Genomic DNA, 22,961 nt, shown 5'->3' on the forward strand with positions numbered 1-22,961 from the left:
GCCGGAAAATAAAATGTACGGCGTATAAGAACGTTGTACGGTGTAGATCTCGTCCCCGCCCGCACCGTACAGGGAGCCCCCATGCCCTCCGTGGCCTCCAACGCCACCTCCGCCGCCACCGCCCTCCAGCCACCCGGCCGCAACGCCGCCCGCTGGCTGATACTCGGGGTCATCTGCCTCGCCCAGCTCACGGTCGTCCTCGACAACACCGTCCTGAACGTCGCCATCCCCTCGCTCACCAAGGAACTGGGCGCGACCACCGCCGACGTCCAGTGGACGATCAGCGCCTATTCGCTCGTCCAGTCCGGCCTGCTGCTCGCCGCCGGCAACTCCGCCGACCGCTACGGCCGCAAGAAGATGCTCGCCATCGGCCTGGCGCTGTTCGGGCTCGCCTCGCTCGGCGCGGCCCTCGCCCAGTCGCCGGGCCAGCTGATCGCCGCCCGCGCCGGTATGGGCGTCGGCGGTGCGCTGCTGATGACCACCACCCTCGCCGTCGTCATGCAGATCTTCGACGACGAGGAGCGCCCCAAGGCCATCGGCATCTGGGGCTCGGTCAACTCCCTCGGCTTCGCCGCCGGCCCGCTGATCGGCGGCGCGCTCCTCGACCACTTCTGGTGGGGCGCGCTCTTCCTGGTCAACCTCCCCGTCGCGCTGGTCTCCCTCGCGGCCGTGCTCGCCCTCGTCCCCGAGTCCAAGAACCGCGTCGGCGACCGGCCCGACATCCTCGGCGCGCTGCTGTCCATGATCGGCATGGTCGGCGTCGTGTACGCGATCATCACCGGCCCGGTGTCCGGCTGGCTCTCGGCCGAGGTCCTGGTCTCCGCCGCCGTCGGCATCACCGGCCTGGCCGCCTTCGCCCTGTGGGAGCTGCACGTCCCGCACCCGATGCTGGACATGCACTTCTTCCGCGACCGCCGCTTCATCGGCGCCGTCTCCGGCGGCATCCTCGTCGCCTTCGGCATGGGCGGCTCCATCTTCCTGCTCACCCAGCACCTCCAACTGGTCCTCGGCTACGAGCCGTTGGAGGCCGGACTGCGGATGGCGCCGCTCGCGGTCACCGTCATCCTGATCAACTTCACCGGCCTGGGCGCCCGGCTGATGCCCCGGCTCGGCACCCCCGGAATGATCGTCTCGGGGATGACGCTGCTCGCGGCCGGTCTCGCCGCCATCTCGCTCCTCGGCGGCCACAGCTACGGCGGCATGCTGACCGGCCTGATCGTGATGGGCGTCGGCGTCGCGCTCGCCATGCCCGCCATGGCCAACGCCGTCATGTCCGCCATCCCGCCCGCCAAGGCCGGTGTCGGCGCCGGCGTCAACGGCACGCTGATGGAGTTCGGCCAGGGCCTCGGCGTCGCCGTCCTCGGCGCGGTCCTCAGCTCCCGCTTCGCGGCGCTCCTGCCGGTCGTCGCCGCGGGCGCCGGCTCGCTGCCCGCGGCGCTCGCCCGGACCCGTACGGACGCCGAACGGACCGCCGTCCAGGACGCCTTCGCCACCGGCATCGGCACCAGCCAGCTGTTCGGCGCCGCCGCGGTGTTCCTCGGCGGACTCGTCGCCGCGCTGCTGCTGCGCCGCGCGGAACGCACTGGCCAGGAGGCCGACGGGGCGTCCGTGCCGGAGCCGTCCACCGCTGGGGCGGAATAGCATCGACGGTGTACGGGACCGCGCACGACGACCAGGGAGGGGCGCCATGGCAGCGACGGACGGCCGCGCCAGGAAGCGACCGACACGACCGGCGCGGCCCAACAGCGTCTGGCTGACCGAACGCCCCCCGCTCAAACGCAAGGCGGACCAGCCGGCCGGACTCGACCTCGACAAGATCGTCGCGGCGACGGTCCGGCTGCTGGACGCCGAGGGCCTGGCGAAGTTCTCGATGCGCCGGCTCGCCGCCGAGCTGGGCGTCACCGCGATGTCCGTCTACTGGTACGTCGACACCAAGGACGACCTGCTGGAACTGGCCGTGGACGCGGTGTCCGGCGAGATGCTCCTGCCCGACGAGTCGGACGCCGGCGCCGACTGGCGCGACCAGCTCACCGTCCTCGCCACCGGCTACCGCGACATGCTGCTGCGCCACGCCTGGGCGGCCCGGCTGCTGGCCGAGTTCATGAACGTCGGCCCGCATTCGATGGCCTTCGCCAACGCCACCATGAGGGTGATGGGACGCACCGGCCTGGACCCGGACCGCGCCTCGGGCGCGCTGTCCTCCCTCTTCCACTTCGTCTACGGCTTCGCCACGATCCGCGCCACGCACGAAGCCCGCTGCCGGGCCGCGGGCATGAGCCTCGACGACTACTTCGAGCAGGTCATGACGGCGCTCGCCGGCCGCCAGGAGTTCGCCGAGACGATGGAGCTGTCCCACCGGACCGCCTCCGTCCGCGAGGGCCGCAGCGCGCTGGAGATGCTCGACCAGGACTTCACGATCGCGCTGGAACTCCAGCTCGCGGGCATCGAGGCGATGCGGGGGCGGGGCTAGGTCTGTCCGATGGACAGACCCTGGGGCTGCCTCGCCCGGCTGTCGGGCAGGGCCCGGTCGAGTTTGTCCCCGAGCGGCTTTTGGACCTGCTGATGCTGTGCGGTGGAGCTCTGAGTACCGGACCTTGGACCGGCACCGCCATGCCCGAACCGCCGGTCGGCAAGGTGAGTAGACGTACTCAGGCCGAGGCCTCGGATGATCCCGAGAATGGATCCGTGAGCGCAGAAGGCACAGCGAGCACAGCGAGCCCAGCGCGAGCTACCTGGGGGAAGGGCAGCGGTATGTCGAAGACCGTCCTTGGCGTGCCGCACCAGGCCCGTCCGACCGGCGAAGTGGTGTGGCCGTGGGTGCTGTGGGGCGTGTTGCAGCTGATGGCCGCTGCCCCGATGCTCGTGATGATCGCGGGCAACGGCTTGGTGGTCGGCATCTTCGGGCTCGCCGCCGGCGAATCCGCGGGCTTGGTGGCCCTGGTGGTGCAGCTGATCTCGGGGCCGGCACTGGGCCTGGCGGTACCGGCCCTGATGCTGCTGTCGCCGGTGGTGCGCCGGGCGAACCGGCCCGCGCTCTTCGCGCTGTTCGCCACCGGCCTGCTGTGCGGGACAGCGATCGAGTACTTCCTCTGGGTCGCCCCCGCGGTGGGCTGAGTCCCGAGGCCAGGCGGTGTCACGGCGCCTGGTGCATCAAGGCGGGCTGGTCACCGGACCTGTGGCCGGGCCATGCCACCCCCTGCCGGTCCACGTGGTCTCCGGCGTGGTGTTCGGCCCGCGCACACGGACGGGGATTGTTGCTCTCCACGGGCCGGGCGGCCCCGCACAGGCGGGGGCGTGGAGGCGGCGCGTGGTGTGGCGGCGGCTCGGGCATGTCAGCCCACCGCCGCGTCGAGGGCCCAGTGCCGTTCTGCGCGGACGTAGGGACGTACGGAGCCGAGCGCGTCCGCGTCCGTGAACGGCGCGTCGGCGGTGGCCTCTTGGGCGTAGGGACTCTTGTGGGCCGGCAGAAAACTCCGGCGGGGCGGCGGTTCGGGAGGGAGCGCGGGCGACGGGGCGCCGGCGCGGCGCCGCCCGGTCCCGGGGAACAGGCGCCCGACCCAGCGAAGCAGGGCGCGGCGCACGGTAGGGGCACGCATGTCGTCAGCTCAGCTCAGCTCCCGCTCCCGAATGTCTTGGGGACGGGAGCGCCGTCATGGCGCGGGTGGCGGCGCAGCAGTACGCGGTAGTCAACGGCTTCGGACCGGTCGCCGATGTTCAAGGCGGCGGCCAGTTTGACCTTGAGGTCGTCGCATTCGGGGCAGGCCGACTCGTTGTCGTGCTCAGGGGCAGCCATCCCAACTCCTCACTGAATGTGTCTGGTTGATTACAAGAATGGCTCAAGGAGGAGTAGCGTTGGGGCTATTCGGTGACCGATCAGTGGCTTGAGTAGTGGGGCATATGCACCTCCAGTTGACCTGCGGAAACACCGACTCGTTGTGCGTGATCAGTGCTGTGGTCAGGGGGAGTTATGGATGGACTGGGGGATACGGCCGAGAGTGAAGCATCGGACCCCCGACGCCGCTTCGCTGAGGAGTGCCGCGACAGACGAGAGCTGTACCCGGAACGGCAGCTGAATCAGGGCCAGCTGGCCCGCATGCTCCGGACGTCGAGGTCGACGGTCAGTCGCCTGGAGACGTGCAGGGGTCCGATCCCGTCGGACCTCCCACCGCTGCTGGACCAGGTGTTCTCGACAGACGGGCTGTTCAAGCGGCTGTACGAGGAGATCGTGGCGAAGTCTTTCCCGGCGCAATACCGACGGGGAGTGGCGTTGGAGCGGGAGGCAATAGTCGTCCGGCAGTGGTCTCCGTCGGTCGTGCCCGGTCTTCTGCAAACCGGGGACTACGCCCGCACCCTTCTCCGCGGCGGGGCTCCACGCGCCAGTGAGGAGGAGATCAAAGCGAAGGTCGCCGCCCGGCTGGCCCGACAAGACATCCTGAAGCGGGACGCGCCTCCAGACGTACGCGCCGTACTCTGCGAGTCCGTAATCCGTCGCCAGATTGGCAGCCGCGACATCATGCGTGGGCAACTTGCCGCGCTGTTGGCCCATGGCGCCAAAGCCGCTATCCGGATTCAGGTTCTGCCGTTGGACGCAGAGGCGCATCTGTTCATTGATGGCGGGGCCAGGTTCCTCACAGGGCCAAATCATCTGACCCTTGTCTGCGTTGAGGCATACCGTACGGTGGCGATTATTGACGACCCGGAGCGCGTGCGGGAAGCGCTGCGTGCCTACGATGGCCTGACAGGGGAGGCGCTTTCAACACGGGAGAGCGCACGCCTGATCAGGGGACAGATGGAGGCACTGACGTGACCACAAACCCTGCCGCTCGCCAGTGGGTGAAGTCCAGCTACAGCGGTGCGGAGCACGGTAGCGACTGCCTCGAGTGGGTTCCCGCTGCCATCCCCACCGGCTCCATCCCCGTCCGGGACTCAAAGCACCCGCACGGCCCGGAGCTCAGCTTCTCCACCGCCGCCTGGGCGGCGTTCGTCGGCGGAGTGCGGGGGGACGGCTTCCGCGCCGCGTGAGACGGCGCTCGGGCCGGGCCTCCAGTGGGAGGCCCGGCCCGAATGCGTTCGCTGCCGCCCGGCGGCTGCGGGCTACCGGCTACGGCTTGACCAGCAGTACCGAGTTGATCGGCGTCAGGTCCTTGACGAAGTACTGGCCGGCGGCCATCCAGCCCTGGCAGTCGCCGGAGCCGTTGTAGCCGGTGCAGGTGCGTACCCACGCGCCGCCGGTCTGGTTGTTGAAGATCATGTGGTTCCCGACCTGGTTGGACAGGTTGTGGGCTCCGTAGGAGTAGTAGGTGTTCGACGGGCGGTCGTTGTTCCAGCCGGCGTTCTGCGGGTAGATGCAGAAGGCTCCGGACGGGCAGCCGTGGACGGTGCCGGCCGCCTGCGCGGCGTTGGCGCTGGTGGCGGTGGCGGTCAGCGCGCCGGCCGCGAAGGCGAGGGCCGCGGCGGCCTTGGCGATCTTTCGCATGGTGTTCCCCCTGGTTTTCGTGGTCGTGGTGCACGACGTGCCGTACGGAACCCCTGCCGCGGACGCGGTGCAGGGGCCGTACTCGCCGTCGCGACAGGCAGTTTGCCCGAGTCGCCGGGGTCGCACCATCTATTCGATCTGAACCGAAATGGGAGGCGGGGGAGCCGGTCGTGTGCTAGGCCGCTTCATCTGGATCCGTCTGGATCCGTCTGAAGCGTTGGCGTAGCACGCGACGGCTGGACGGGTGCGGAGCCTCGTCAGTGGATGACGTCGAACACGTTCTTCTGCAGGCCGTTGGCGTAGGCCTCGTGCTCGACCAGCTTCAGCTTCTGGGCGTCCTTGTCCGTGGCGCTGAACAGACGCTTGCCCGCGCCGAGCAGGATCGGGAAGACGAGCAGGTGGTAGCGGTCGATCAGGCCGGCGTCCGAAAGGCTCTGGTTCAGGGCGGCGCTGCCGTGGACGATGATCGGACCGCCGTCGGTCTCCTTCAGTGCGGCGACCTCGTCGAGCGAGCGAAGGATCGTGGTCTCGCCCCAGTTCGTCACCAGGTCGTCGTCGGTGAGCGTGGTGGAGACGACGTACTTCGGCATCACCTTGTAGTCGGCGAAGTCCGCCATGTCGGGCCACACCGGGCTGAAGGCCTGGTAGCTGGTCCGGCCCAGCAGCATCGCGGTGGCTTCCTTCTGCTCGCGGCCCTTGATCTCGAAGGCCTCGGGGAGGAACTCGATGTCCTTGAAGGTCCATCCGGCGTTCCGGTAACCGGGCTCGCCGCCCGGGGAATCCACGACGCCGTCGAGCGAGATGAAGGCAGTGCTGATCAGGGTGCGCATCTTGGGTCCCTCGGTGTCTCGTATCCGGTTCTCAGCAGGTCAGGCCGGTGCGCGCGGCGACCGCACTCGCGGCTGCGGCGCACCGACCATGATTTTGACTGCGGACCGCGGAGAAACTCATCGGCCGTCGCTTGTTTTTTCTGGAGGCGTCGATCACCGCGTCATCCCGGGAGCCACACACGTGCCCGGCTCGGCCCGTCAGCCCGCGGCCTGCCCGCTGCCGAACACCTCCTTGATGAGCCTGTCCAGTGCCTTCGGGAACTCCTGCGCCGGATTGGCTGCGGAGTCGCCGGTGGTGAACCCGGCGGTCAGGGTCTTGCTGCCGTCGGGCGTGCTGATCATCAGCGACCCGTAGCCGCCCGGGGCGCCGCCGTTGTGGTGGACGATGGTGCCGCCGTCCGGGCCCAGGTCCTGCACGAACAGCCCCAGGCCGTAGCCGAGCATCCCGTGCGGCGTGCGCATCTCGGCCAGTAGCGGGGCCGGCAGGAGCTTGCCGCCCAGGAGCGCGGAGATGAACGTGTGGAGATCCTGGGTGGTCGAGATCAGGTCGCCGGCGCCGACCAGCAGGGAGAGGTTCTGACGGGAGACGTCGACCACCTTCCACTCGCCGGCGTCCTCGTAGCGGTAATACCCGTGGGCGTGCGGACTGGGGAGCTCCGGCGAGGTGCCCGGCACCACGGTGTCCCCCAGCCCGAGCGGGCGCAGGATCCGCCGCTGCATCTCCTCGGCGTACGAGTGGCCGGCGACCTTCTCGATCAGCAGCACGGCCAGTGTGTAGTTGGTGTTGGCGTAGCTCTGGTCCGTCCCCGGCTCGAACCGCGCCGGCTTGGACAACGCGAACCGCACGAGCTCCACCGGCTGGTAGGTGTGGAACCGGTTGTCCACCCACTCCTTGCCCGCGGCGGGGATCCCCGGCACGACCGTCCCGTCGGGGTAGTGCTCGCCGCCTGCGTAGTTGAACAGCCCGCTGGTGTGCTGGAGCAGCATGCGCACCGTGATCCGACGGTCCAGCCCGAGCTCGGGCAGGTAGCCGGCCACCGAGTCGTCCAGCCCGATCGTGCCGTCGGCCACCAGCTGCAACACCAGGGTCGCGACGAAGGTCTTGGTGGTGCTGCCTATCCAGAAGCGCCCGTTCGTCGGCGGCTCGGCGGCCTCGCCCAGCTTGCGCACCCCGGCGCTGCCGACCCACTCGCCCCGCTCGTCGTGCACGCGCATCTGCATCCCGGAGAAACCGGAACCGACGAACGCCTGGATGGACTTCTGCAGCTCCGGGCGATCCTGCCGGGCGTCATTCCTGACGGGGTGGAGGGATTCACTCATGGTCATTCCTTGTCTCGGGACAGGGCGTGCTCGGCGGATGTGCTCGGCGGATGTGCTCGGCGGATGTGTTCGGCGTGGCGCGAGGGCGTGCGGACCCGGGCCTGGTCGCCGACCTGCCGGCTGCCCGAGCCCCGCTCCCGCCTACTGGGTCGCTCAGGCGAACAGCTCACCGAGCAACTCGGGGCCGATGGTGATGCGGGCGGGGCGGTAGGCGGGTGGCTGCGTGCCCATCAGCTCGCGCACCAGGAAGTCCCAGCAGTGCTTGCGGACGTAGGCCAGGCAGTCGATGAACGTGTGCTCGGCCCCGGGCACGAGGAGCAGCTCGAAGTCCTTGTCGGCGGCGAGGAGCCGGTCGGCCAGCCGCAGCGTGTGGTCCGGGTGGACCTGGTCGTCCATTTCGCCGTGGATGAGCAGCAGCTTGCCGGCCAACCGGTCCGCCATCTCCACGTTGGAGGTGCGGGCCCAGGCCTCGGGGTTGTCCGCGCCGTCGTAGCTCTCCACGAAGCCCAGGTTGAAGTAGCGGGCGTCGTGCGAGCCGGAGAGGGCGACTCCGGTCTTGTACACCTCGGGGAAGTCCAGCATCGCCCGCGCTGCGGCGAACCCGCCTCCGGAGTGGCCGAACACGCCCACCCGGTCCAGGTCCATCCACGGCCGGGTTCGGGCCAGCTGCCGCAGCGCCGCGACATGGTCGGCCAGGCAGCCCGCGTCGGCCAAGTGGCCCTGGGAGGCGTCGTGGAAGGACTTGCTCCGCCCCGGGGTGCCCCGCCCGTCCAGCGCCACCACCACGAAGCCCAGCGCCGCGATGGGTTCCGCGTCGAGGCCCATCCCGCCGGGGTCGAAGCACGGGGCGACCCGGTTGACCTGCGGGCCGGGGTAGACGTTGTCCACCACCGGGTAGCGCTGGGCGGGGTCGAACCCGCGCGGTCGGTACAGCACTCCGTAGATGTCCGTCACCCCGTCGGCCGCCTTGACGCGGAACCGTTCCGGCGGCGTCCAGCCGGTGGTGGTGAGCTTGCTGATGTCGGCGCGCTCCAGCTCTGCCAGTACCCGCCCGGTCCAGTCGCGGACGCGGGTCACCGGCGGGGTGTCGACCGTGGACGCGGAGTCGATGAAGTACTCCTGGTCCTGGTTGTCCGGCAGGGTGACGATGTGGTCCAGACCGTCGTCGGTGACCTTGGCGAAGCCGGAGCCGTCCAGACCGACCCGGCACACCGTGCGCCGGTACGGATCCTCTTCGACCAGCCCGGAGGCGGTGAAGTAGACCACCCGCTCGGCCTCGTCGACGCGCAGGATCTGCCGCACCGCCCACTGCCCGGAGGTGACCTGCCCGAGCAGCGCTCCGGTGCGCAGGTCGTACCGGTACAGGTGGCCCCAGCCGTCCCGCTGCGAGTACCACAGCACCTCGTCGGCCAGCACCCGCACGATCGGCGGCTCGTACATCCACTGGTTGGGCTCGACACGGGTGGTACCGGTCTCGCTGAGAACAGTGGTGACCTCGCCGGTGGCCGGGTCCAGTCGGTGCAGGGTGAGCGTGCGCAGGTCGCGGGGCCGGCCGAGGTAGTACACCGCCGAGCCGTCCGGAGCCCACCACGCCCACTTGGTCGTGATCGGCGACATCTGCGGCATGAGCAGCGGCTCGGCCTGCGCGCGGACCACTGTGCCCTGGGCGACGTCCAGCACGACCAGCTGGGCCTGCGGCATGTTCTCGTCCCCGGGGTGGGCGTACCGCTGGGTGCGCAGGAGGGGCGCGCCGCCGTCGGCGGGCCTGGCCTCCACCAGGTGGGTCTGCCGAACGTCGCGCTCGTCGGTCCGATGCGCGAGCACCTTCGTCGAGTCGGGCGACCAGGCCACCGCGGGCGGCAGGTGCGGCAGGCCGATTTTGCGCAGCAGGGTGCCGTTGCTCGTGCAGTCCGGGCCGGAGCCGTACTGGTAGTCGGGTTCGCCATCGGTGGTCAGCGCCCACTCGCGGCCGTCGGACAGCGAGCGCGCCCACAGGTCGTGCCCCCGCTGGGACACCGCGAACTTCTTGTCGGGTGACGGCACGTCCAGCGGGTTGCCCGGTGGCGTGAACTCGGCCCGTTCGCAGGCGTAACTGTCCAGGCGGCAGCGCCAATGCTCGCCGAACGCGTCGAACTCCACGGCGTTCCGGGCCAGTTCGATGGCAGTGAACGGCAAGGCCTCAGGGTCGACCTGTTGCCCGGAGGCGGCGGCCAGCGCGGCGGCGAGCGGGGCATGGTCGAAGGCCGGCTCGCGGGTGCCCGCCGCCGGGTCGACCAGGACGAACCGTCTGCCGACGCCATTGCTCACCGCGTACCAGAATCGGGCGCCTCCATCGATCCACTGCGGCCTGACCTTGTCGCCGGTGACGAGCTCGCCAGGGCGGGCGGGGCGGCGGAGGAGCTGCTCTGCGGCCTGGTAGTCCTGAGTGCTGCTCATTCTTTTTGTCCCTTACCCGTGTCGGTTTCGGTTGCGAGGGGTGTCGCTCAGAGGCTGCGGGCGGTGATGTTGCCGTAGGAGGTGGTCGCGTGGATGTTCAGGCCGGCGGCGGCGCCTTCGGCGTTCTGGAGCGTGTTGTGGATCCGGCCGTAGGTGGTGCCGGCGTCCAGGGAGGCGGAGACGCCGCGGGCGGCGCCGATGGAGATGTCGCCGTGCTCGGTGCGCAGGGTGACGGTGCCGCCCTGGGCCTCGGTGATGTGGAGGTCGCCCTTCTGGGTGCTGATCTCGGCGGGGCCGCCCAGGCGGCCGACCGAGACGTCGCCGGCGGCGAGGGTGAGGTGGGCGGCTTCGGTCTCGTCGAGCTTGACCGTGCCGTGCGCGCCTTCGAAGGTGACGTCGCCGAGCCGCCCGACGCCCCGGAGTTCGGCGCTGGCCGCCTTCGCCTCGACGCGGGAGCCGGCGGGCAGCTGGATCGTCACCTCGATGGATCCGGAGTTGCCGAGGATCTGGTTCTTCGCCGCCGGGGCCTCGACCCGCAGGACGCCGTCGCCGTACGCGACCTGGATCCGCTCCGCCGCCTTCACGTCGCGGCTCTTGGAGGCGTCCGCGGGCAGGACCTCGACCGTGGTGTCGGCCCGGTCGGCGGCAATGAACCGGATGTGGCCCGCGGGGATGTCGAGGACGGCGGTAACCGGGGCGGCGGTGTCGAACTTCTGCATGGTGTGCTCCTTGGACTCGCTGTTTCCGATGAGGGAAAAGCTACGTTGCGTTTATGAAGTCGGCAACAAGTTCGTTGCGCGTAATCACCATTAATGCAGGTCACAGGCAAGAAATCATTGCAACGGGGTAAGGGGTAATGCAACGACCTTCGTCGTGTTCGTTGCAATGATGTGGGAGTGAACGCTATATTGGCGACGCCAGGGGCCAGGAAAGACCACGAAGGAGACCGCGATGCCGGGAGGCAGACTCACCCAGCAGGAACGCCGGCAGATCGCGCTGGGACTGGCCGACGGCCTCGCCTACGCGGAGATCGCCCGGCATCTCGACCGTCCGACCTCGACGATCACGCGCGAGGTGATGCGCAACGGCGGCCCCGCCACCTACCGCGCCGACCGGGCCCACCGGGCCACCGAACAACGCGCCCGGCGCAGGCAGACCGCGCCGCGGGACCCCGAGGCGCCCCCGCAGGCCCACGGGCGCGACGCCGAGGCGGTGCGCGAGTACGAGGAGACGTTCACCACCGTCCTCATACAGACGGGCACGCCCAAGATGATGGCCCGGGTGCTGGCCTGCCTCTGCATCAGCGACGCGGGCAGCCTCACCGCGTCCGAACTCGTCCAGCGCCTTCAGGTCAGCCCGGCGTCCGTCTCCAAAGCGATCGCGTTCCTCGAAAGCCAGGGCCTCGTCCGCCGGGAACGCGACGAACGCCGTCGCGAGCGCTATGTCGTCGACGACGACGTCTGGTACCAGTCGATGATGGCCAGCGCCCGCGGCACCGCCCAACTCGCCGAAACCGCACGGGACGGCGTCGGCATCCTCGGCCACCGCACCCCGGCCGGCGCCCGCCTCGAAAACATCGCGCGCTTCGTCGAATTCGTCTCCGAGAGCATCACCCGCGCCGCGGACCAGGCCCGCGAAGTCCTCCACACGAAGCCCGGGACGACCTCGGAGGGCACGGCCGGGCCGAGTGCGGACCGCGGATAGTCAGCCGTCGTGTGGGGCACGGGGCCGCAGCGGCCCGAGGTCCGGCGGCGGGCTCGCCGGGGGCCGCCGCCGGACCTCGCCGGCGCGTCGCTTTGCGCGGTGCCGCTCAGCCCATCGGCAGGGTCTCGCCCTGCACCGCCTGGATGTCCAGCTCGACCTTCAGGGTCGTCCCGATGGCCGCGATGCCGGCCGCCACGACCTGGTTGTAGTTCATCTTGAAGTCCTCGCGGCGCAGTTCGGCCGTGGCGCGGAAGGCGGCGCGGACGCCGCCCCACGGGTCGGGGCCGGTGCCGAGGTAGCTCAGGTCGAGGTCGACGGGGCGTACGACGCCGTGCAGGGAGAGCTCGCCGTGGACGGTCCAGCGGTCCGGGCCGGCCGCGGACAGGCCGCTGCTGCGGTAGGTGAGTTCGGGGTACTCCTCGACGTTCAGGAAGTCGTCGGAGCGCAGATGGCCGTCGCGCATGCCGTTGCCGGTGTCGATGGAGGCGGCCTTGATGGACGCCTCGACCACCGACTTCTCCAGGACCTCGGCGATCTCGATCCGGCCGCTGAACTCCGTGAACCGGCCGTGCACGCTGGAGATGCCCAGGTGCTGGGCGACCGCGGCCACGGTGGAGTGCATCGGGTCGATGGTCCAGGCGCCGGGCGGCGGCAGCTCGGCCCCGCCCTGGCGGGCCAGGACGACCGTGCCCACGTCCATCCGGCCGCTCGCCGTCACGATCGCGCTGGAGGCGACCGGGGCGTAGCCGACGGCGGTCACGATGACCGTGTATGGGCCGGCCGGCAGCGGCTGTTCGCTGCGGACGGCGCCTTCCTCGTCGGCGGAGGCGCGCAGCACCTGCGCGCCCGTCATGTCGGTGACGGTCATTACGGCGTGCTGGACCGCCCAGCCGTCCCGTGTGCGGACCTGCGCCCGCAGGCCGGCAGCTCCCGCGCCGCTCGAAGTCATTGCATCTCCCGTTTGTTGCTCGGTACGTGATCGGGCTCCGGACGGCGGCGTGCAGGCCGTCCCCTGCCTGTGCGCAGCGCCGCCGCCGGAGCCCTGGGGTCCGGCCTGAGACGCGTCTCCGCTCAAAGCGCGCCCCGGGCCGGGGTTCTGGTCGCCCGGGAGGCCGCCGTCCGACGGCGTCCCGGGCGCTCCGGGTCAGTCCCCCGGATGTGCGAGTTCGACGTCGTAGCCGTCGACTCCGCGTGCGTCGACCGCGAGGCCGGTGGCGACCGGCGGGTAGCCGCTCGCGATGACCGTGTAGTCGCCGGCGTCCAGGTCGGTGAAGGCGTACGCGCCGTCTCCCCCGGTGGTCGAGGTGGCCACGACGTTGCCCGCCGCGTCCACCAGCGTGACGCGGGCGTCGGGCAGCGGGGTGCGCTGGGCACCGGCCCGTACGACGCCCTGCACCCGCGCGCCGGACAGCAGCTCGACCTCGATACGGGTCGTGCCCTGGCCGCCGACCTCGACCGGCAGCGCGGCCGGGCGGTAGTTGGCGGCGTTCACGGCGATGGTGAAGCTGCCGGTCGCCAGCTCGTCGAAGGCGAAGTAGCCCTCGAGGTTGGTCTTTCCGGTGGCCAGCACCTCGCCGCGGACGTCGGTGACGACGACCATCGCACCGTCGACCGGCTGCCCGGTGACCGCGCTGCGGACCTGGCCGCCGAGGCCGCTGGTGCCGCTGAGCAGGATGTCGTAGCCGAAGGGCGCCTCGCCGACGACGACCGTGGAGGCCTGCGGCTGGTGGCCGTCGGCCGCGGCGATCAGGACGTACGAACCGGCGCCGGGGGCGTTCAGCACGTACGAGCCGTTGGCCTGGGCGACCGCGCGGCCCAGCTGGCGGCCGCTGAGCGAGATCAGCGTGACGGCCGAGCGGGGTACGGGGTTGCCCTCCGCGTTACGGACGAAGCCGTGGATGGCGGGGCCGGGCGGGGTGCCGTCGCCGGCGGAGGCGTACGCGGCCAGCGGCTGGGCGGCCGCCGCGACGGCCGGCTGTGCCCAGGAGGGGGTGTGGGCGTCGTCGTCCGAGGTGAGGGGCGCGCCCACCAGGGCGGGCTCGCGGTCCTCGGCCGGTGCCGCGGCGGCGGCAGGGGTGGTGGCCGGTGCCGAGGTGGCCTCGGCCTTCTCCGCGCTCTGGGACAGTCCGCCACGGGTCTTCAACGCGACCTCCTTGATGAACAGGGTGAAGAGGAAGGCGAGCAGCGCGCAGGGCGCCGCGTACAGGAACACATCGCCGACACCGTGGCCGTAGGCGCTCTCCATGACGGTGCGCAGCGGCGCCGGGAGGGCGTCCAGGTCGGGGATGCCGCCGCCGCTGTTGCCGGCGCCGTGCGCGGCGGCCTTGGCGGCCTTGGGGCCGAGTTCGGCCAGCCCGTCCTTGACGTAGTGGGTGACGCGGTTGGCGAGCACCGCACCGAGGGCCGAGACGCCCACCGCACCACCGAGGGAGCGGAAGAAGGTCACGAGGGACGAGGCGGAGCCGAGGTCCTCGGGGGCGACCTGGTTCTGCGTGGCGAGGACCAGGTTCTGCATCATCATGCCGATGCCGAGGCCCATCAGCGCCATGAAGATCGCGATGTGCCAGTACTCGGTGTCGTAGCGGATGGTGCCCAGCAGGCCCAGGCCCGCGGTCAGCAGCACACCACCGGAGACCAGCCAGGCCTTCCAGCGGCCGGTCTTGGTGATGATCTGGCCGGAGACGGTCGAGGAGATGAACAGGCCGCCGATCATCGGGATCGTCATGATGCCCGACATGGTCGGCGTCTTGCCGCGCGCCAGCTGGAAGTACTGGCTGAAGAAGACGGTGCCGGTGAACATCGCGATGCCGACGAACAGCGAGGCCAGCGAGGCCAGGGTGATCGTCTTGTTGCGGAACAGCCGCAGCGGGACGATCGGCTCCTTGGCCTTGGACTCGACGAAGACGAAGATCGCGCCGAGCACGATCGCGCCGCCGACCATCGCGGCGGTCTGCCACGACGCCCAGTCGTACTTGTCGCCGGCCAGCGTCACCCACACCAGCAGCAGCGAGACCGCCGCGCTGATGAAGAAGGCGCCCGCCCAGTCGACCTTGACGCCCTCGCGCTTGACGACGGGCAGCTTCAGGGTCTTCTGGAGCACGATCAGGGCGATGACCGCGAACGGCACACCCACGTAGAAGCACCAGCGCCAGCCGAGCCAGCTGGTGTCGGTGATGACGCCGCCGAGCAGCGGGCCGCCGACGGTGGCGACGGCGAAAACGGCGCCGAGGTAGCCGCTGTACCGGCCGCGCTCGCGCGGCGAGATCATCGCGGCCATCACGATCTGGGCCAGGGCGGACAGACCGCCCACGCCTATGCCCTGCACCACACGGCAGGCGATGAGCATGCCCGTGTTCTGCGAGAGCCCGGCGACGACCGAGCCCGCGACATAGATGACCAGGGCGAACTGCACCAGCAGCTTCTTGCTGAACAGGTCGGAGAGCTTGCCCCACAGCGGGGTGGTCGCGGTCATCGCCAGCAGCGCGGCGGTGACGACCCAGGTGTAGGCGCTCTGTCCGCCGTCGAGGTCATGGATGATCTCGGGCAGCGCGTTGGAGACGATCGTTGAGGACAGGATGGCGACGAACATGCCGAGCAGCAGCCCGGACAGCGCCTCCATGATCTGACGGTGCGTCATAGGGGCCCCGTCGGAGGCGCCGTGTCCGCCTCCGTGCTTGGCGTGGCCGCCCCGCACACCTGCTGGTGTGGTCGTAGCCATGTGGTTCCTTTGGTTCCTGTTCATCCTGCGGGTGTACGGGTGAGGGGGTGGAAAGAGTCGTGATGGGCCCGGGTGCGGCAGTCGCCGAAGCTCGTGCGGAGCCTGGCGAGCAGCTCGATGAGGTGCCCGACGTCGGTGTCGGTCCAGTCGTCCAGGTACCGGGCGAGGGTCTGGGTGTAGCGCTCGGAGAGCTCCGCGAGGAGCTCTCTGCCGCTCGGGGTCAGGCGTAGCAGCCGCGACCGCTTGTCCGCCGGATCGGGCTCGCGCTCGATCCAGCCGCGCTCGGCGACATGGGCGACGTGCCGGCTGGTCACCGACATGTCGATCGCGAGCAGCTCGGCGAGCTGGCTCATCCGCATCTCGCCGTGCCGGTCGAGGAGGGTGAGCACGCCGGCCGATGCGGGCGGGCAGTCCTGGGGCAGCATCCGCCCCATTTCCCGCTTGACGGCACCGATGGCACTGAGTTGCCTGGCCAGCTCTTCGTACTGACTCCGAGCGGCCACGGGCTCCTCCACGCTGATGGTCTTTGTTGCTTGAGGCAACCATAGATTATGTTGGTTGCTGAAGGCAAACTTGTTTCGGACGTCCGGGGTAAAGCGAACGAAAAGTCTGTCCCGTGTCGAGGTCAACGGCCCCGTCCGGTGGGGTAAAGGTGCAGGTCATGTGGGTACGCGCCCCAGGGGTGCCCCTCAGGGGCCCGATTCGCTAGGGTCCTTCCCCATGGCGACCAACCCCCAGAACCAGGCCGGCGGCAACTACGACCCGGCGGGCAGCACCCAGATGTTCCGCGCTTTCGTGGACGAGGGCGGCACCCCTCAGGGCCCCGAGGGCCGCCGCGCGGCGGCGCCGCAGCAGAGCGGGGGCGGGCCGCGCGTGGGCCTCATCGTGGGCGTGATCGTCGCGATTCTGGTGGTCGCGGGGGCGGCCTACCTGGCGCTGGGCTAGGGGCCGCGCGCCGACGCGTACGCCCGCTGGGGTCCATCGGGCCCACTCTGACCGGTCCGAGGCTCGTCCGGACCACGACATGACCCCTCGCGGGTCTCCCGCCCCGCTGTCGACAGGCAGCGGGGCCGCTTTATTGGTGCTGTGAAGCGCGGTGCCGTACGCCGAGGGCGCCGGGGCCGGCGGTGATTGGCCTTCGGCCCGTCTCGTCGGGTACAACACATCAGCAATCAAACGTGATTGCGATACTTTTCGGCCATCGGGGGAACTGGCGTGAAGTCAACTCGACGTCTTTTGTGCACTCTTGGTCTCGTCGCCCTGCTCGGAACCGGCGTCACCGCCTGCGGCCCGGAGGACGCCCCCGGTGGGGATGCCGCGGATCCCGGCGCCTCCGCTCAGCCGTCGACCTCGGCTCAGCCGTCGCAGTCCGCCCAGCCGTCCCCGTCGGCTCGGCCGTCACGGGACCCGGCCCAGGGTGACGACTCCTCCCGTGCTCCCGGCTCCGGCGACTGCGGCCGGCCGCCGAAGCTGCCGGCCGGCCACAAGATGATCGAGATCGCCACGCCTCCGAAGCAGGACTCGATGACCGCCAAGGACGCCGAGCCGTCCTGTACGCCCAACGACTGGATCTACCACGGTCAGGGCGCGGCGAAGTACTACCTGTTCTCCCCGGGAGAGGTGAAGGCGGAGGTGTCCACCGGACCCGGCTCCTTCACATCGGTGGTCGTCGGGGAGCTGTGGAACCACGTCAGCGACTGCATGACCGACATGAGCGCCGTCAAGGCGCCGTACACCTGCTCCGGGAACATCTACGACATCACGCTGGACGGCGAGGGCAAGGTGAAGACCATCAAGGAGATCTGGCACCCCTGAGCCCCGTCGGACAGGGCACCCTTCCGCGCTTCGGGCGCGGGGCAGTCCGAGGACCGCGCCCGACAGGCCCTGGACGCCAACCGGCACGGAGACGAGCGGGCGGGCCGCGAGTACGAACAGGTCGTCAAGCGCCGCCTCGACGAGGCGCTCCACAGGGCCTGACCGCCACCGGGTCCGGACTGCCCGGCGCCCGTGTCACCCCCCTGCGCGCAGCAGGTCCGTGATCGCCTGGAGGACGGAGTCCGGCCGCTCCTCGTGGAGCCAGCCGTGCCCGGCGTCGTTCAGGGTGCGGTGCTCGCCGCGCGGGACGGATGCGGCGAGCTCGGCGTGCAGCGCGGCCTTGGCGCCGTTGATCTCCCGCAGCGCTTCCTCGGACCACAGCTGGGCCTGGGTGGCGTCGTGTCCCAGCACGGTGAGCACGATCAGCGGCACGTCGGGGAGGGCGGGTCCGTGCCGGAGTTCGCCGGCGACCTCGTCGTAGAGGTTGCGGCCCTCGTGCAGGCCGGTCTTCCATGAGGCGAGGTGATGCTCGATGAGCGGCTCACGGACGGCGTCCGGCCACTTCGCGAAGAGCGGTGCGGCCTGCTCCCGGGCCTGCTGGAGCTGCTCCTCCGTCGCCTCCGGCACCTCCTGGTCGTGCATCTGCGCCAGCTTCTCCCGCGCTTCCCGGGGTCCTCGGTCGTGGAGGTCCTCGTGGAAGGGGTCCAGCAGGAGCAGGCCGGCCACCTCGTCGGGGAAGCGCTGCGCGTAGCGCCTGGCGTAGGCGCCGCCCAGGGAGTGGCCCACCAGCACATAGGGGGCGGGCACGGCGGCGGCGCGCAGCAGGTCGCGGAGTTCGTCGGCGACCTCGGCGGCGGTGCGGGGCAGTTCGGCCCCGTCGCTCCAGCCGGTGCCGGCACGGTCGTAGAGCACGCTGGTGGTCAGCTCGGCCGCCCGGTCCTGGGTGTTCAGGTAGTCCAGGCCGACCAGGCCGGCGCCCGGCAGGAACACCACGGACGGGCCCCCGGTGCCGGAGCGGTGCAGCATCAGCCGGCGGCCTCGGACGTCATACAAGCGCCCCAGCGGGGGCGGGGAGGGGGCGGCTCCGGGCCGGGCTGCGGCCGATGGGCGGTGTGGCATGGGGGTCCCTCGCGTATCGATCAGTCAGAGATTCTCAAGTTTGAGAACGGTATCGAAGCTGAGAACATGTGTCCATGGACACGGTTGATCTGCTCCTGCACCCGGTGCGGCTGCGCATCGTGCACGCCATGTACGACGGACAAACGCGTACGACCACGGACCTCTGCGCCCTGCTGCCCGATGTATCGAAGGCCACCGTCTACCGGCACGTCGGCCTCCTGGCCGACGGCGGGCTGCTGCTGGTGGAGGACGAACAGCGGGTGCGCGGCTCCGTTGAGCGCCGGTACCGGCTGCACCGCGCCCGAGCGGTGATCGACGCCGACGCGGCCGGGGAGATGTCGTCGGACGACTACCGCCGGGGCTTCGCCGTGGCGATGGCCACCCTGATGGCGGAGTTCAACGTCTACCTCGACCAGGACGGCGCCGACCCGACCGCCGACCTGGTGGGTTTCCGCCAGCACGCGCTCTGGCTGAGCCGGGGGGAGCTGACCGAGATGATCGGCGAGATGCGCGCGGCGATCGCGTCCCGGATGGGCCAGGAACCCTCACCCGAGCGCATGCGATACCTGCTCAGCCCCATCCTGTTCCCCGCCCGGACGCCACCCCCGGGCGCACCCGGCAAGCGGGCCGAAGACGGCGGCTGAGCCCCGGCCACGAGGTGGCGGTCCGGTATTACTCCCCCCAGGTTCTCTAGCGGGCATGTCGCGGTGCGATGCGCGATGGCTTGGGGCGCAAGTGATTCGATCGCGGCATGGGACGTTCAGGACACGGCAGTGGGTGGCGTCAGCGGCCCGACCGGCGCGCGGTCGCGCCACCGGTACCCGTCTGCGGACAGCGAGGGTGATCGGGTGTGAAGGACGAGTTCCCGGCGGCCGTCGATGAGGCGGCGGGTCACCCGGCCAGGCCCCTGCTCTCCCTTCAGGTGGAGCACGGCACCCTCCAGCTCAAAGCCCCCAAGGGGGCGACGATTCAGCCGCACATCACGGTGGTGAACGAGGACGGGACCGCCGTGGCGACGTACACCGCCGGGCCCGCCCTCTTCGAAGAGGGCACCGAGGTGCACGGCGAGGGCTGCGGCGTGGAATTCGGCGATGTGTAGGCCGGTGCGCGGGAGGCCCGGCCGGGACGGCGCGCGCGGGGAGGGGGCGATGCGTGGATTCCGTGGCTGAGCTGGCGGCGGCGTACGACCGGCAGGTGGGGAGCCGAGGGTTCGGGGCCCGGGGGGACTTCCTGGGCCGGGCGGGACCGCCCGCCGAGCGCATCGGAACGGTGCTGCGCAGGTTCCTGCCGGGCCAGGGCGGGATGGTGCTCGCCGAGGATCTGGATGACCTGACCGGCGGGCAGCTGGACGCGCTGATCGCCGAGCAGTGCGCGTACTGCACGAAGTACGGCCTGCCGCTGGAGTGGGACCACCACGAGGGGCTGCGCGCCGACCTCCCGACGCGGCTCGAGGCGGCCGGCTTCAAGCCGCAGGACCCGGTTGCCGTCATGATCGGTGACGCGGGCGACGTTGCGGCCGCCGAGGGAACCAGGGCCCGGCTGCCGGGCGACATCCGACTGCGGCCGGTCACCCGGCGCGCTGAGTTCGAGGCCGTCCAGGAGCTGATGCGGACGACCCGGCCCGGTACGGACTGGGAGTGGCTGCCGGACGCGCTGGAAGACTGGCTGACGGTGACGGGCGACCCCTGCGCGGTCGTGGTGGCCGAGTCGGAGGAGGGCGAGGTGGTCTCCGCCGGGTGGATGCGCTTCCACACGGCGAGCGAATTCGCCTCCCTGTGGGGTGGCGCCACCCTGCCGTCGCGGCGCGGCCAGGGCCTGTACCGCGCGCTGGTCGGGCACCGCGCGGCGCTCGCCGCCGAACGCGGCTTCCGCTACGTCCAGACCGAAGCCCTCCCCACCACCCGGCCGACCCTCGCCCGCCTGGGGCTGGCGACGGTGCGGATGCTGACGCCGTATTACTTCACACCCGATATGGCGTGATGCGGGCCCGGATCTGGCGTGATGTGGCTTGGCCGCGCGGGTCCGGGCCCGCGTCCCGCTACTCCTGGTCGGCCGCCGCCTGCAGGGCCGCCATGTCGATCTTCTTCATGCCGAGCATGGCCCGCATGGCCCGGGTGGCGCGGCCCTGGTCCGGGTCGTTCATCAGCTCGGCCATCCCGGTGGGGGCGACCTGCCAGGACAGGCCGTACTTGTCCTTCACCCAGCCGCACGGGCCCTCCTCGCCGCCTTCGGAGAGCTTGTTCCAGTAGTGGTCGATCTCCTTCTGGTCGGCGCAGGCGATCATGAACGAGACCGCCTCGTCGAAGGTGAACTCGGGGCCGCCGTTGATCGCGGTGAACTCCTTGCCGTCGAGCACGAAGTCGACGGTCAGGACGGAGCCGGCCGGGCGCGGTCCGGCCTCGTTGTAGTAGGAGATGTTCTTGATCTTCGAGTTCGGGAACACCGAGACATAGAACTCGGCGGCCTCCACGCTCTGGGTGTCGAACCAGAGGTTGGGGGTGATCTGGGGCATGTCTCCTCCTGGGGCGGTCCGGCCGGATCGGCGGTCGTCTGTAGCAGTACTGACCGGCGTGGCGGGCGGAACTCATCGGCCATCGGGAGGAAATCTCCGCGGGGTCTCCCGGCCCGCGCCGGGGGGCGCGGCGCGGCCGGCCGGCGGTCGTGCCGGGGCCCTCGTCAATCCCAGTGGAACGTCGCGTCCTTGGTGTCGATGTGCATCCCGAGCGGCACCCGCCAGGCGTCCACGCACACCCGCCAGGTGCCCCTCTTCTTCTCGCCCGGGGCGAGGGGCAGGGGGAGCTTGTGGGTGGAGTCGATGGTGGACCAGTCGACGCCGAGGGCACCGATGACGTGGGTGCCGAAGGTGACGGTGCCGTCGGTGACCGCGCGCTTGCCGGTGTTGAGGAAGTCGACGCTGACCTTTTCGCACCAGCGGACGTCGGTGTCGGCGAGGCCGGGCTTGCCGATCAGGAGGCCGGCGGGGGCGCCGGGGCCGGCGGGGATGGTGGGGGAGGGGGGTTCGGGGGCGGGGGAGGTGCCGCCGTCTCCGGTGCCGCCTCCGCTGCCGTCTCCAGGGCCGGTGCCGGTGCCGCTGCCGTTGCCGGGGGAGCCGGGGGCCGTTGACGAGCCGGGGGAGGTGGTGACGGGGGCGTCGGGGGTGGTGCCGCTCGCGCCGCCCGCGGTCCCGGGGGAGTCGCCGGGGGCCGTGCCGTCGGCGCCCGTTCCGGAGGGGGAGGCCGAGGAGGGGCGTCCGCGGGGGGAATCCGTACCGGCGCCGCCGTGACCGGCTCGCCGGCCGTCCCGGTCGCCGTCCAGGGGCGTCAGCTCGACCCGGTCCTCGGGTGGTACGGCCTTCGTCGGGGCCCGGCCGTCGGCGGGGCCCGCCGCGCCGAGCGCGACGTAGCTTCGGGGGGCCGCGCTGCCGCAGCCGGTGAGCAGAACGCCCAGGCACATCACGGCCGCCGAGGCGGAGGCAACTGTCGTCGTCCGTCGCATGGTGGGGACCTCCCAGCGATAGCTGGGGGTCAGTGTTGCTGACGGGGCATCAGGAGTACAGGGGTGTGCGGGCCGTCATCGCGGCCTTACCTTGCAGCTGTCCGCCGAGCGGCGCGCCCCTCGGCGGACCGGACCTCAGTCGGCGATGAGCCCGTCGCGCAGCTGCGCCAGGGTGCGGGTGAGAAGCCGGGAGACGTGCATCTGGGAGATGCCGACCTCCTCGCCGATCTGGGACTGCGTCATGTTGGCGAAGAAGCGCAACATGATGATCTGGCGCTCCCGGGGCGGGAGTTTGGCCAGCAGGGGCTTGAGGGACTCGCGGTACTCCACGCCCTCCAGCGCGGTGTCTTCGTAGCCGAGGCGGTCCGCGAGGGAGCCCTCGCCGCCGTCGTCCTCGGGGGACGGGGAGTCGAGGGAGGAGGCGGTGTAGGCGTTGCCGACCGCCAGGCCGTCGACGACGTCCTCCTCCGACACGCCCAGGCACAGGGCGAGTTCGGGAACCGTCGGGGAGCGGTCCAGCTTCTGGGCGAGCTCGTCGCTGGCCTTGGTGAGGGCGAGGCGGAGCTCCTGGAGCCGGCGCGGGACCCGTACCGACCATGACGTATCGCGGAAGAAGCGCTTGATCTCACCGACCACGGTGGGCATCGCGAACGTCGGGAATTCCACGCCGCGTTCGCAATCGAAACGGTCGATGGCCTTGATCAGACCGATCGTGCCGACCTGGACGATGTCCTCCATCGGCTCGTTACGGCTGCGGAAGCGGGCCGCGGCGTAACGGACGAGCGGGAGGTTCAGCTCGATGAGGGTGTCGCGGACGTAGGTGCGCTCCGCGCAGTCCTTGTCGAGCGTGGCCAGCCGCAGGAACAGGGAGCGGGAGAGCGTGCGGGTGTTGATGGCGGCGTCGTCGTGCACCTGGTCGACCTGGTCGTGCAGGTGCGGCGCGGGCGCGGGAATCGCGGGAAGCACCTTCGAGCTGCCCAGTTCTACGGACATGCCACCCCCTTGAGGTGTCGCTGCGGTGTCCTCGGGCCGGGGCGGACCGAGGAGT

At 70.7% G+C, this 22,961-nt stretch carries 25 protein-coding genes; 11 read left to right on the plus strand and 14 right to left on the minus strand.

Going from position 1 to position 22,961, the window contains the following annotated elements:
- Positions 1 to 81: 81 nt before the first annotated feature.
- The 3 genes from ACIRPT_RS13305 to ACIRPT_RS13315 all read left to right on the plus strand — a co-directional run bounded on the left by ACIRPT_RS13305 (position 82) and on the right by ACIRPT_RS13315 (position 3,114).
- On the plus strand, positions 82 to 1,641 hold the full coding sequence (locus tag ACIRPT_RS13305) for an MFS transporter (RefSeq protein ID WP_403826338.1): 1,560 nt from the start codon (positions 82 to 84) through the stop codon (positions 1,639 to 1,641).
- Positions 1,642 to 1,687: 46 nt separating this feature from the next.
- Positions 1,688 to 2,470: a TetR/AcrR family transcriptional regulator gene (locus tag ACIRPT_RS13310; protein ID WP_403499445.1), complete on the plus strand. Its 783-nt coding sequence runs from the start codon at positions 1,688 to 1,690 to the stop codon at positions 2,468 to 2,470.
- Positions 2,471 to 2,751: 281 nt separating this feature from the next.
- Complete coding sequence (locus ACIRPT_RS13315) at positions 2,752 to 3,114, plus strand: hypothetical protein (RefSeq protein ID WP_403499443.1); 363 nt, start codon at positions 2,752 to 2,754, stop codon at positions 3,112 to 3,114.
- Positions 3,115 to 3,332: 218 nt separating this feature from the next.
- Here the strand turns inward: ACIRPT_RS13315 and ACIRPT_RS13320 are convergent, their stop codons facing one another.
- Together ACIRPT_RS13320 and ACIRPT_RS13325 are read right to left on the minus strand one after the other, a co-directional pair.
- The gene (locus ACIRPT_RS13320; RefSeq protein WP_403826342.1) at positions 3,333 to 3,596 is read right to left on the minus strand and encodes a hypothetical protein; all 264 of its coding nucleotides are present in this window, start codon (positions 3,594 to 3,596) and stop codon (positions 3,333 to 3,335) included.
- A 14-nt stretch (positions 3,597 to 3,610) separates the two neighbouring features.
- Positions 3,611 to 3,793, minus strand: coding sequence for a hypothetical protein (locus ACIRPT_RS13325; RefSeq protein WP_403499439.1), 183 nt, complete (start codon positions 3,791 to 3,793; stop codon positions 3,611 to 3,613).
- 387 nt (positions 3,794 to 4,180) lie between these two features.
- Between ACIRPT_RS13325 and ACIRPT_RS13330 the strand changes: the two genes are divergently transcribed.
- Together ACIRPT_RS13330 and ACIRPT_RS13335 are read left to right on the plus strand one after the other, a co-directional pair.
- Positions 4,181 to 4,807 (plus strand): DUF5753 domain-containing protein, encoded by a 627-nt coding sequence (locus ACIRPT_RS13330; RefSeq protein ID WP_403499436.1) that lies wholly within the window; start codon positions 4,181 to 4,183, stop codon positions 4,805 to 4,807.
- Positions 4,804 to 5,022 carry a DUF397 domain-containing protein gene (locus ACIRPT_RS13335; RefSeq protein ID WP_403826346.1) on the plus strand — a complete coding sequence of 73 codons (219 nt, stop codon included), beginning with the start codon at positions 4,804 to 4,806 and terminating at the stop codon, positions 5,020 to 5,022. Before ACIRPT_RS13330 ends, ACIRPT_RS13335 begins: the two co-directional genes overlap by 4 nt.
- A 79-nt stretch (positions 5,023 to 5,101) precedes the next feature.
- On the opposite strand, the gene ACIRPT_RS13340 is transcribed toward ACIRPT_RS13335, so the two are convergent.
- The 5 genes from ACIRPT_RS13340 to ACIRPT_RS13360 all read right to left on the minus strand — a co-directional run bounded on the left by ACIRPT_RS13340 (position 5,102) and on the right by ACIRPT_RS13360 (position 10,781).
- The gene (locus ACIRPT_RS13340; RefSeq protein ID WP_403499431.1) at positions 5,102 to 5,476 is read right to left on the minus strand and encodes a hypothetical protein; all 375 of its coding nucleotides are present in this window, start codon (positions 5,474 to 5,476) and stop codon (positions 5,102 to 5,104) included.
- A 257-nt stretch (positions 5,477 to 5,733) separates the two neighbouring features.
- Positions 5,734 to 6,306 (minus strand): dihydrofolate reductase family protein, encoded by a 573-nt coding sequence (locus ACIRPT_RS13345; RefSeq protein ID WP_403499428.1) that lies wholly within the window; start codon positions 6,304 to 6,306, stop codon positions 5,734 to 5,736.
- 198 nt (positions 6,307 to 6,504) lie between these two features.
- On the minus strand, positions 6,505 to 7,626 hold the full coding sequence (locus ACIRPT_RS13350) for a serine hydrolase domain-containing protein (RefSeq protein ID WP_403826350.1): 1,122 nt from the start codon (positions 7,624 to 7,626) through the stop codon (positions 6,505 to 6,507).
- Between the two features lie 153 nt (positions 7,627 to 7,779).
- Positions 7,780 to 10,062, minus strand: coding sequence for a DPP IV N-terminal domain-containing protein (locus ACIRPT_RS13355; RefSeq protein WP_403826353.1), 2,283 nt, complete (start codon positions 10,060 to 10,062; stop codon positions 7,780 to 7,782).
- Between the two features lie 47 nt (positions 10,063 to 10,109).
- On the minus strand, positions 10,110 to 10,781 hold the full coding sequence (locus tag ACIRPT_RS13360) for a DUF4097 family beta strand repeat-containing protein (protein WP_403826356.1): 672 nt from the start codon (positions 10,779 to 10,781) through the stop codon (positions 10,110 to 10,112).
- Between the two features lie 232 nt (positions 10,782 to 11,013).
- Between ACIRPT_RS13360 and ACIRPT_RS13365 the strand changes: the two genes are divergently transcribed.
- Entirely contained in the window at positions 11,014 to 11,766 is a 753-nt protein-coding gene (locus ACIRPT_RS13365; RefSeq protein WP_403499417.1) for a helix-turn-helix domain-containing protein, read from the plus strand.
- A gap of 106 nt (positions 11,767 to 11,872) precedes the next feature.
- Here ACIRPT_RS13365 and ACIRPT_RS13370 read toward each other — a convergent pair whose 3' ends face one another.
- The 3 genes from ACIRPT_RS13370 to ACIRPT_RS13380 all read right to left on the minus strand — a co-directional run bounded on the left by ACIRPT_RS13370 (position 11,873) and on the right by ACIRPT_RS13380 (position 15,987).
- Positions 11,873 to 12,715, minus strand: a complete 843-nt coding sequence (locus ACIRPT_RS13370) for a YceI family protein (RefSeq protein WP_403826359.1) — start codon at positions 12,713 to 12,715, stop codon at positions 11,873 to 11,875.
- Positions 12,716 to 12,910: 195 nt separating this feature from the next.
- The gene (locus ACIRPT_RS13375) at positions 12,911 to 15,484 is read right to left on the minus strand and encodes an MFS transporter (protein ID WP_403499411.1); all 2,574 of its coding nucleotides are present in this window, start codon (positions 15,482 to 15,484) and stop codon (positions 12,911 to 12,913) included.
- Between the two features lie 20 nt (positions 15,485 to 15,504).
- Positions 15,505 to 15,987 carry a MarR family winged helix-turn-helix transcriptional regulator gene (locus tag ACIRPT_RS13380; RefSeq protein ID WP_403827073.1) on the minus strand — a complete coding sequence of 161 codons (483 nt, stop codon included), beginning with the start codon at positions 15,985 to 15,987 and terminating at the stop codon, positions 15,505 to 15,507.
- A 217-nt stretch (positions 15,988 to 16,204) separates the two neighbouring features.
- Here ACIRPT_RS13380 and ACIRPT_RS13385 point away from each other — a divergent pair, with 217 nt between their 5' ends.
- Both ACIRPT_RS13385 and ACIRPT_RS13390 read left to right on the plus strand, forming a co-directional pair.
- Positions 16,205 to 16,429, plus strand: a complete 225-nt coding sequence (locus ACIRPT_RS13385) for a hypothetical protein (RefSeq protein ID WP_403499408.1) — start codon at positions 16,205 to 16,207, stop codon at positions 16,427 to 16,429.
- Positions 16,430 to 16,699: 270 nt separating this feature from the next.
- Positions 16,700 to 17,299, plus strand: a complete 600-nt coding sequence (locus ACIRPT_RS13390; protein ID WP_403826363.1) for a hypothetical protein — start codon at positions 16,700 to 16,702, stop codon at positions 17,297 to 17,299.
- A 195-nt stretch (positions 17,300 to 17,494) separates the two neighbouring features.
- Here the strand turns inward: ACIRPT_RS13390 and ACIRPT_RS13395 are convergent, their stop codons facing one another.
- Positions 17,495 to 18,352, minus strand: a complete 858-nt coding sequence (locus ACIRPT_RS13395) for an alpha/beta fold hydrolase (RefSeq protein ID WP_403826366.1) — start codon at positions 18,350 to 18,352, stop codon at positions 17,495 to 17,497.
- Between the two features lie 140 nt (positions 18,353 to 18,492).
- Here ACIRPT_RS13395 and ACIRPT_RS13400 point away from each other — a divergent pair, with 140 nt between their 5' ends.
- From ACIRPT_RS13400 to ACIRPT_RS13410, 3 genes are all read left to right on the plus strand, one after another.
- Positions 18,493 to 19,062, plus strand: a complete 570-nt coding sequence (locus tag ACIRPT_RS13400; protein WP_403826369.1) for a helix-turn-helix domain-containing protein — start codon at positions 18,493 to 18,495, stop codon at positions 19,060 to 19,062.
- A 206-nt stretch (positions 19,063 to 19,268) separates the two neighbouring features.
- Positions 19,269 to 19,517, plus strand: a complete 249-nt coding sequence (locus tag ACIRPT_RS13405) for a hypothetical protein (protein WP_403826372.1) — start codon at positions 19,269 to 19,271, stop codon at positions 19,515 to 19,517.
- Between the two features lie 53 nt (positions 19,518 to 19,570).
- Positions 19,571 to 20,398: a GNAT family N-acetyltransferase gene (locus tag ACIRPT_RS13410; protein ID WP_403826375.1), complete on the plus strand. Its 828-nt coding sequence runs from the start codon at positions 19,571 to 19,573 to the stop codon at positions 20,396 to 20,398.
- Positions 20,399 to 20,456: 58 nt separating this feature from the next.
- Here ACIRPT_RS13410 and ACIRPT_RS13415 read toward each other — a convergent pair whose 3' ends face one another.
- The 3 genes from ACIRPT_RS13415 to ACIRPT_RS13425 form a co-directional block, all read right to left on the minus strand.
- On the minus strand, positions 20,457 to 20,930 hold the full coding sequence (locus tag ACIRPT_RS13415) for a VOC family protein (RefSeq protein WP_403826378.1): 474 nt from the start codon (positions 20,928 to 20,930) through the stop codon (positions 20,457 to 20,459).
- A 164-nt stretch (positions 20,931 to 21,094) separates the two neighbouring features.
- Positions 21,095 to 21,913: a hypothetical protein gene (locus tag ACIRPT_RS13420; protein WP_403826381.1), complete on the minus strand. Its 819-nt coding sequence runs from the start codon at positions 21,911 to 21,913 to the stop codon at positions 21,095 to 21,097.
- 135 nt (positions 21,914 to 22,048) lie between these two features.
- Positions 22,049 to 22,906, minus strand: a complete 858-nt coding sequence (locus tag ACIRPT_RS13425) for an RNA polymerase sigma factor SigF (RefSeq protein WP_403499392.1) — start codon at positions 22,904 to 22,906, stop codon at positions 22,049 to 22,051.
- Positions 22,907 to 22,961: the final 55 nt, after the last annotated feature.

The organism is Streptomyces sp. NPDC101227 (genome assembly GCF_044767545.1).
GTDB lineage: Bacteria > Actinomycetota > Actinomycetes > Streptomycetales > Streptomycetaceae > Streptomyces.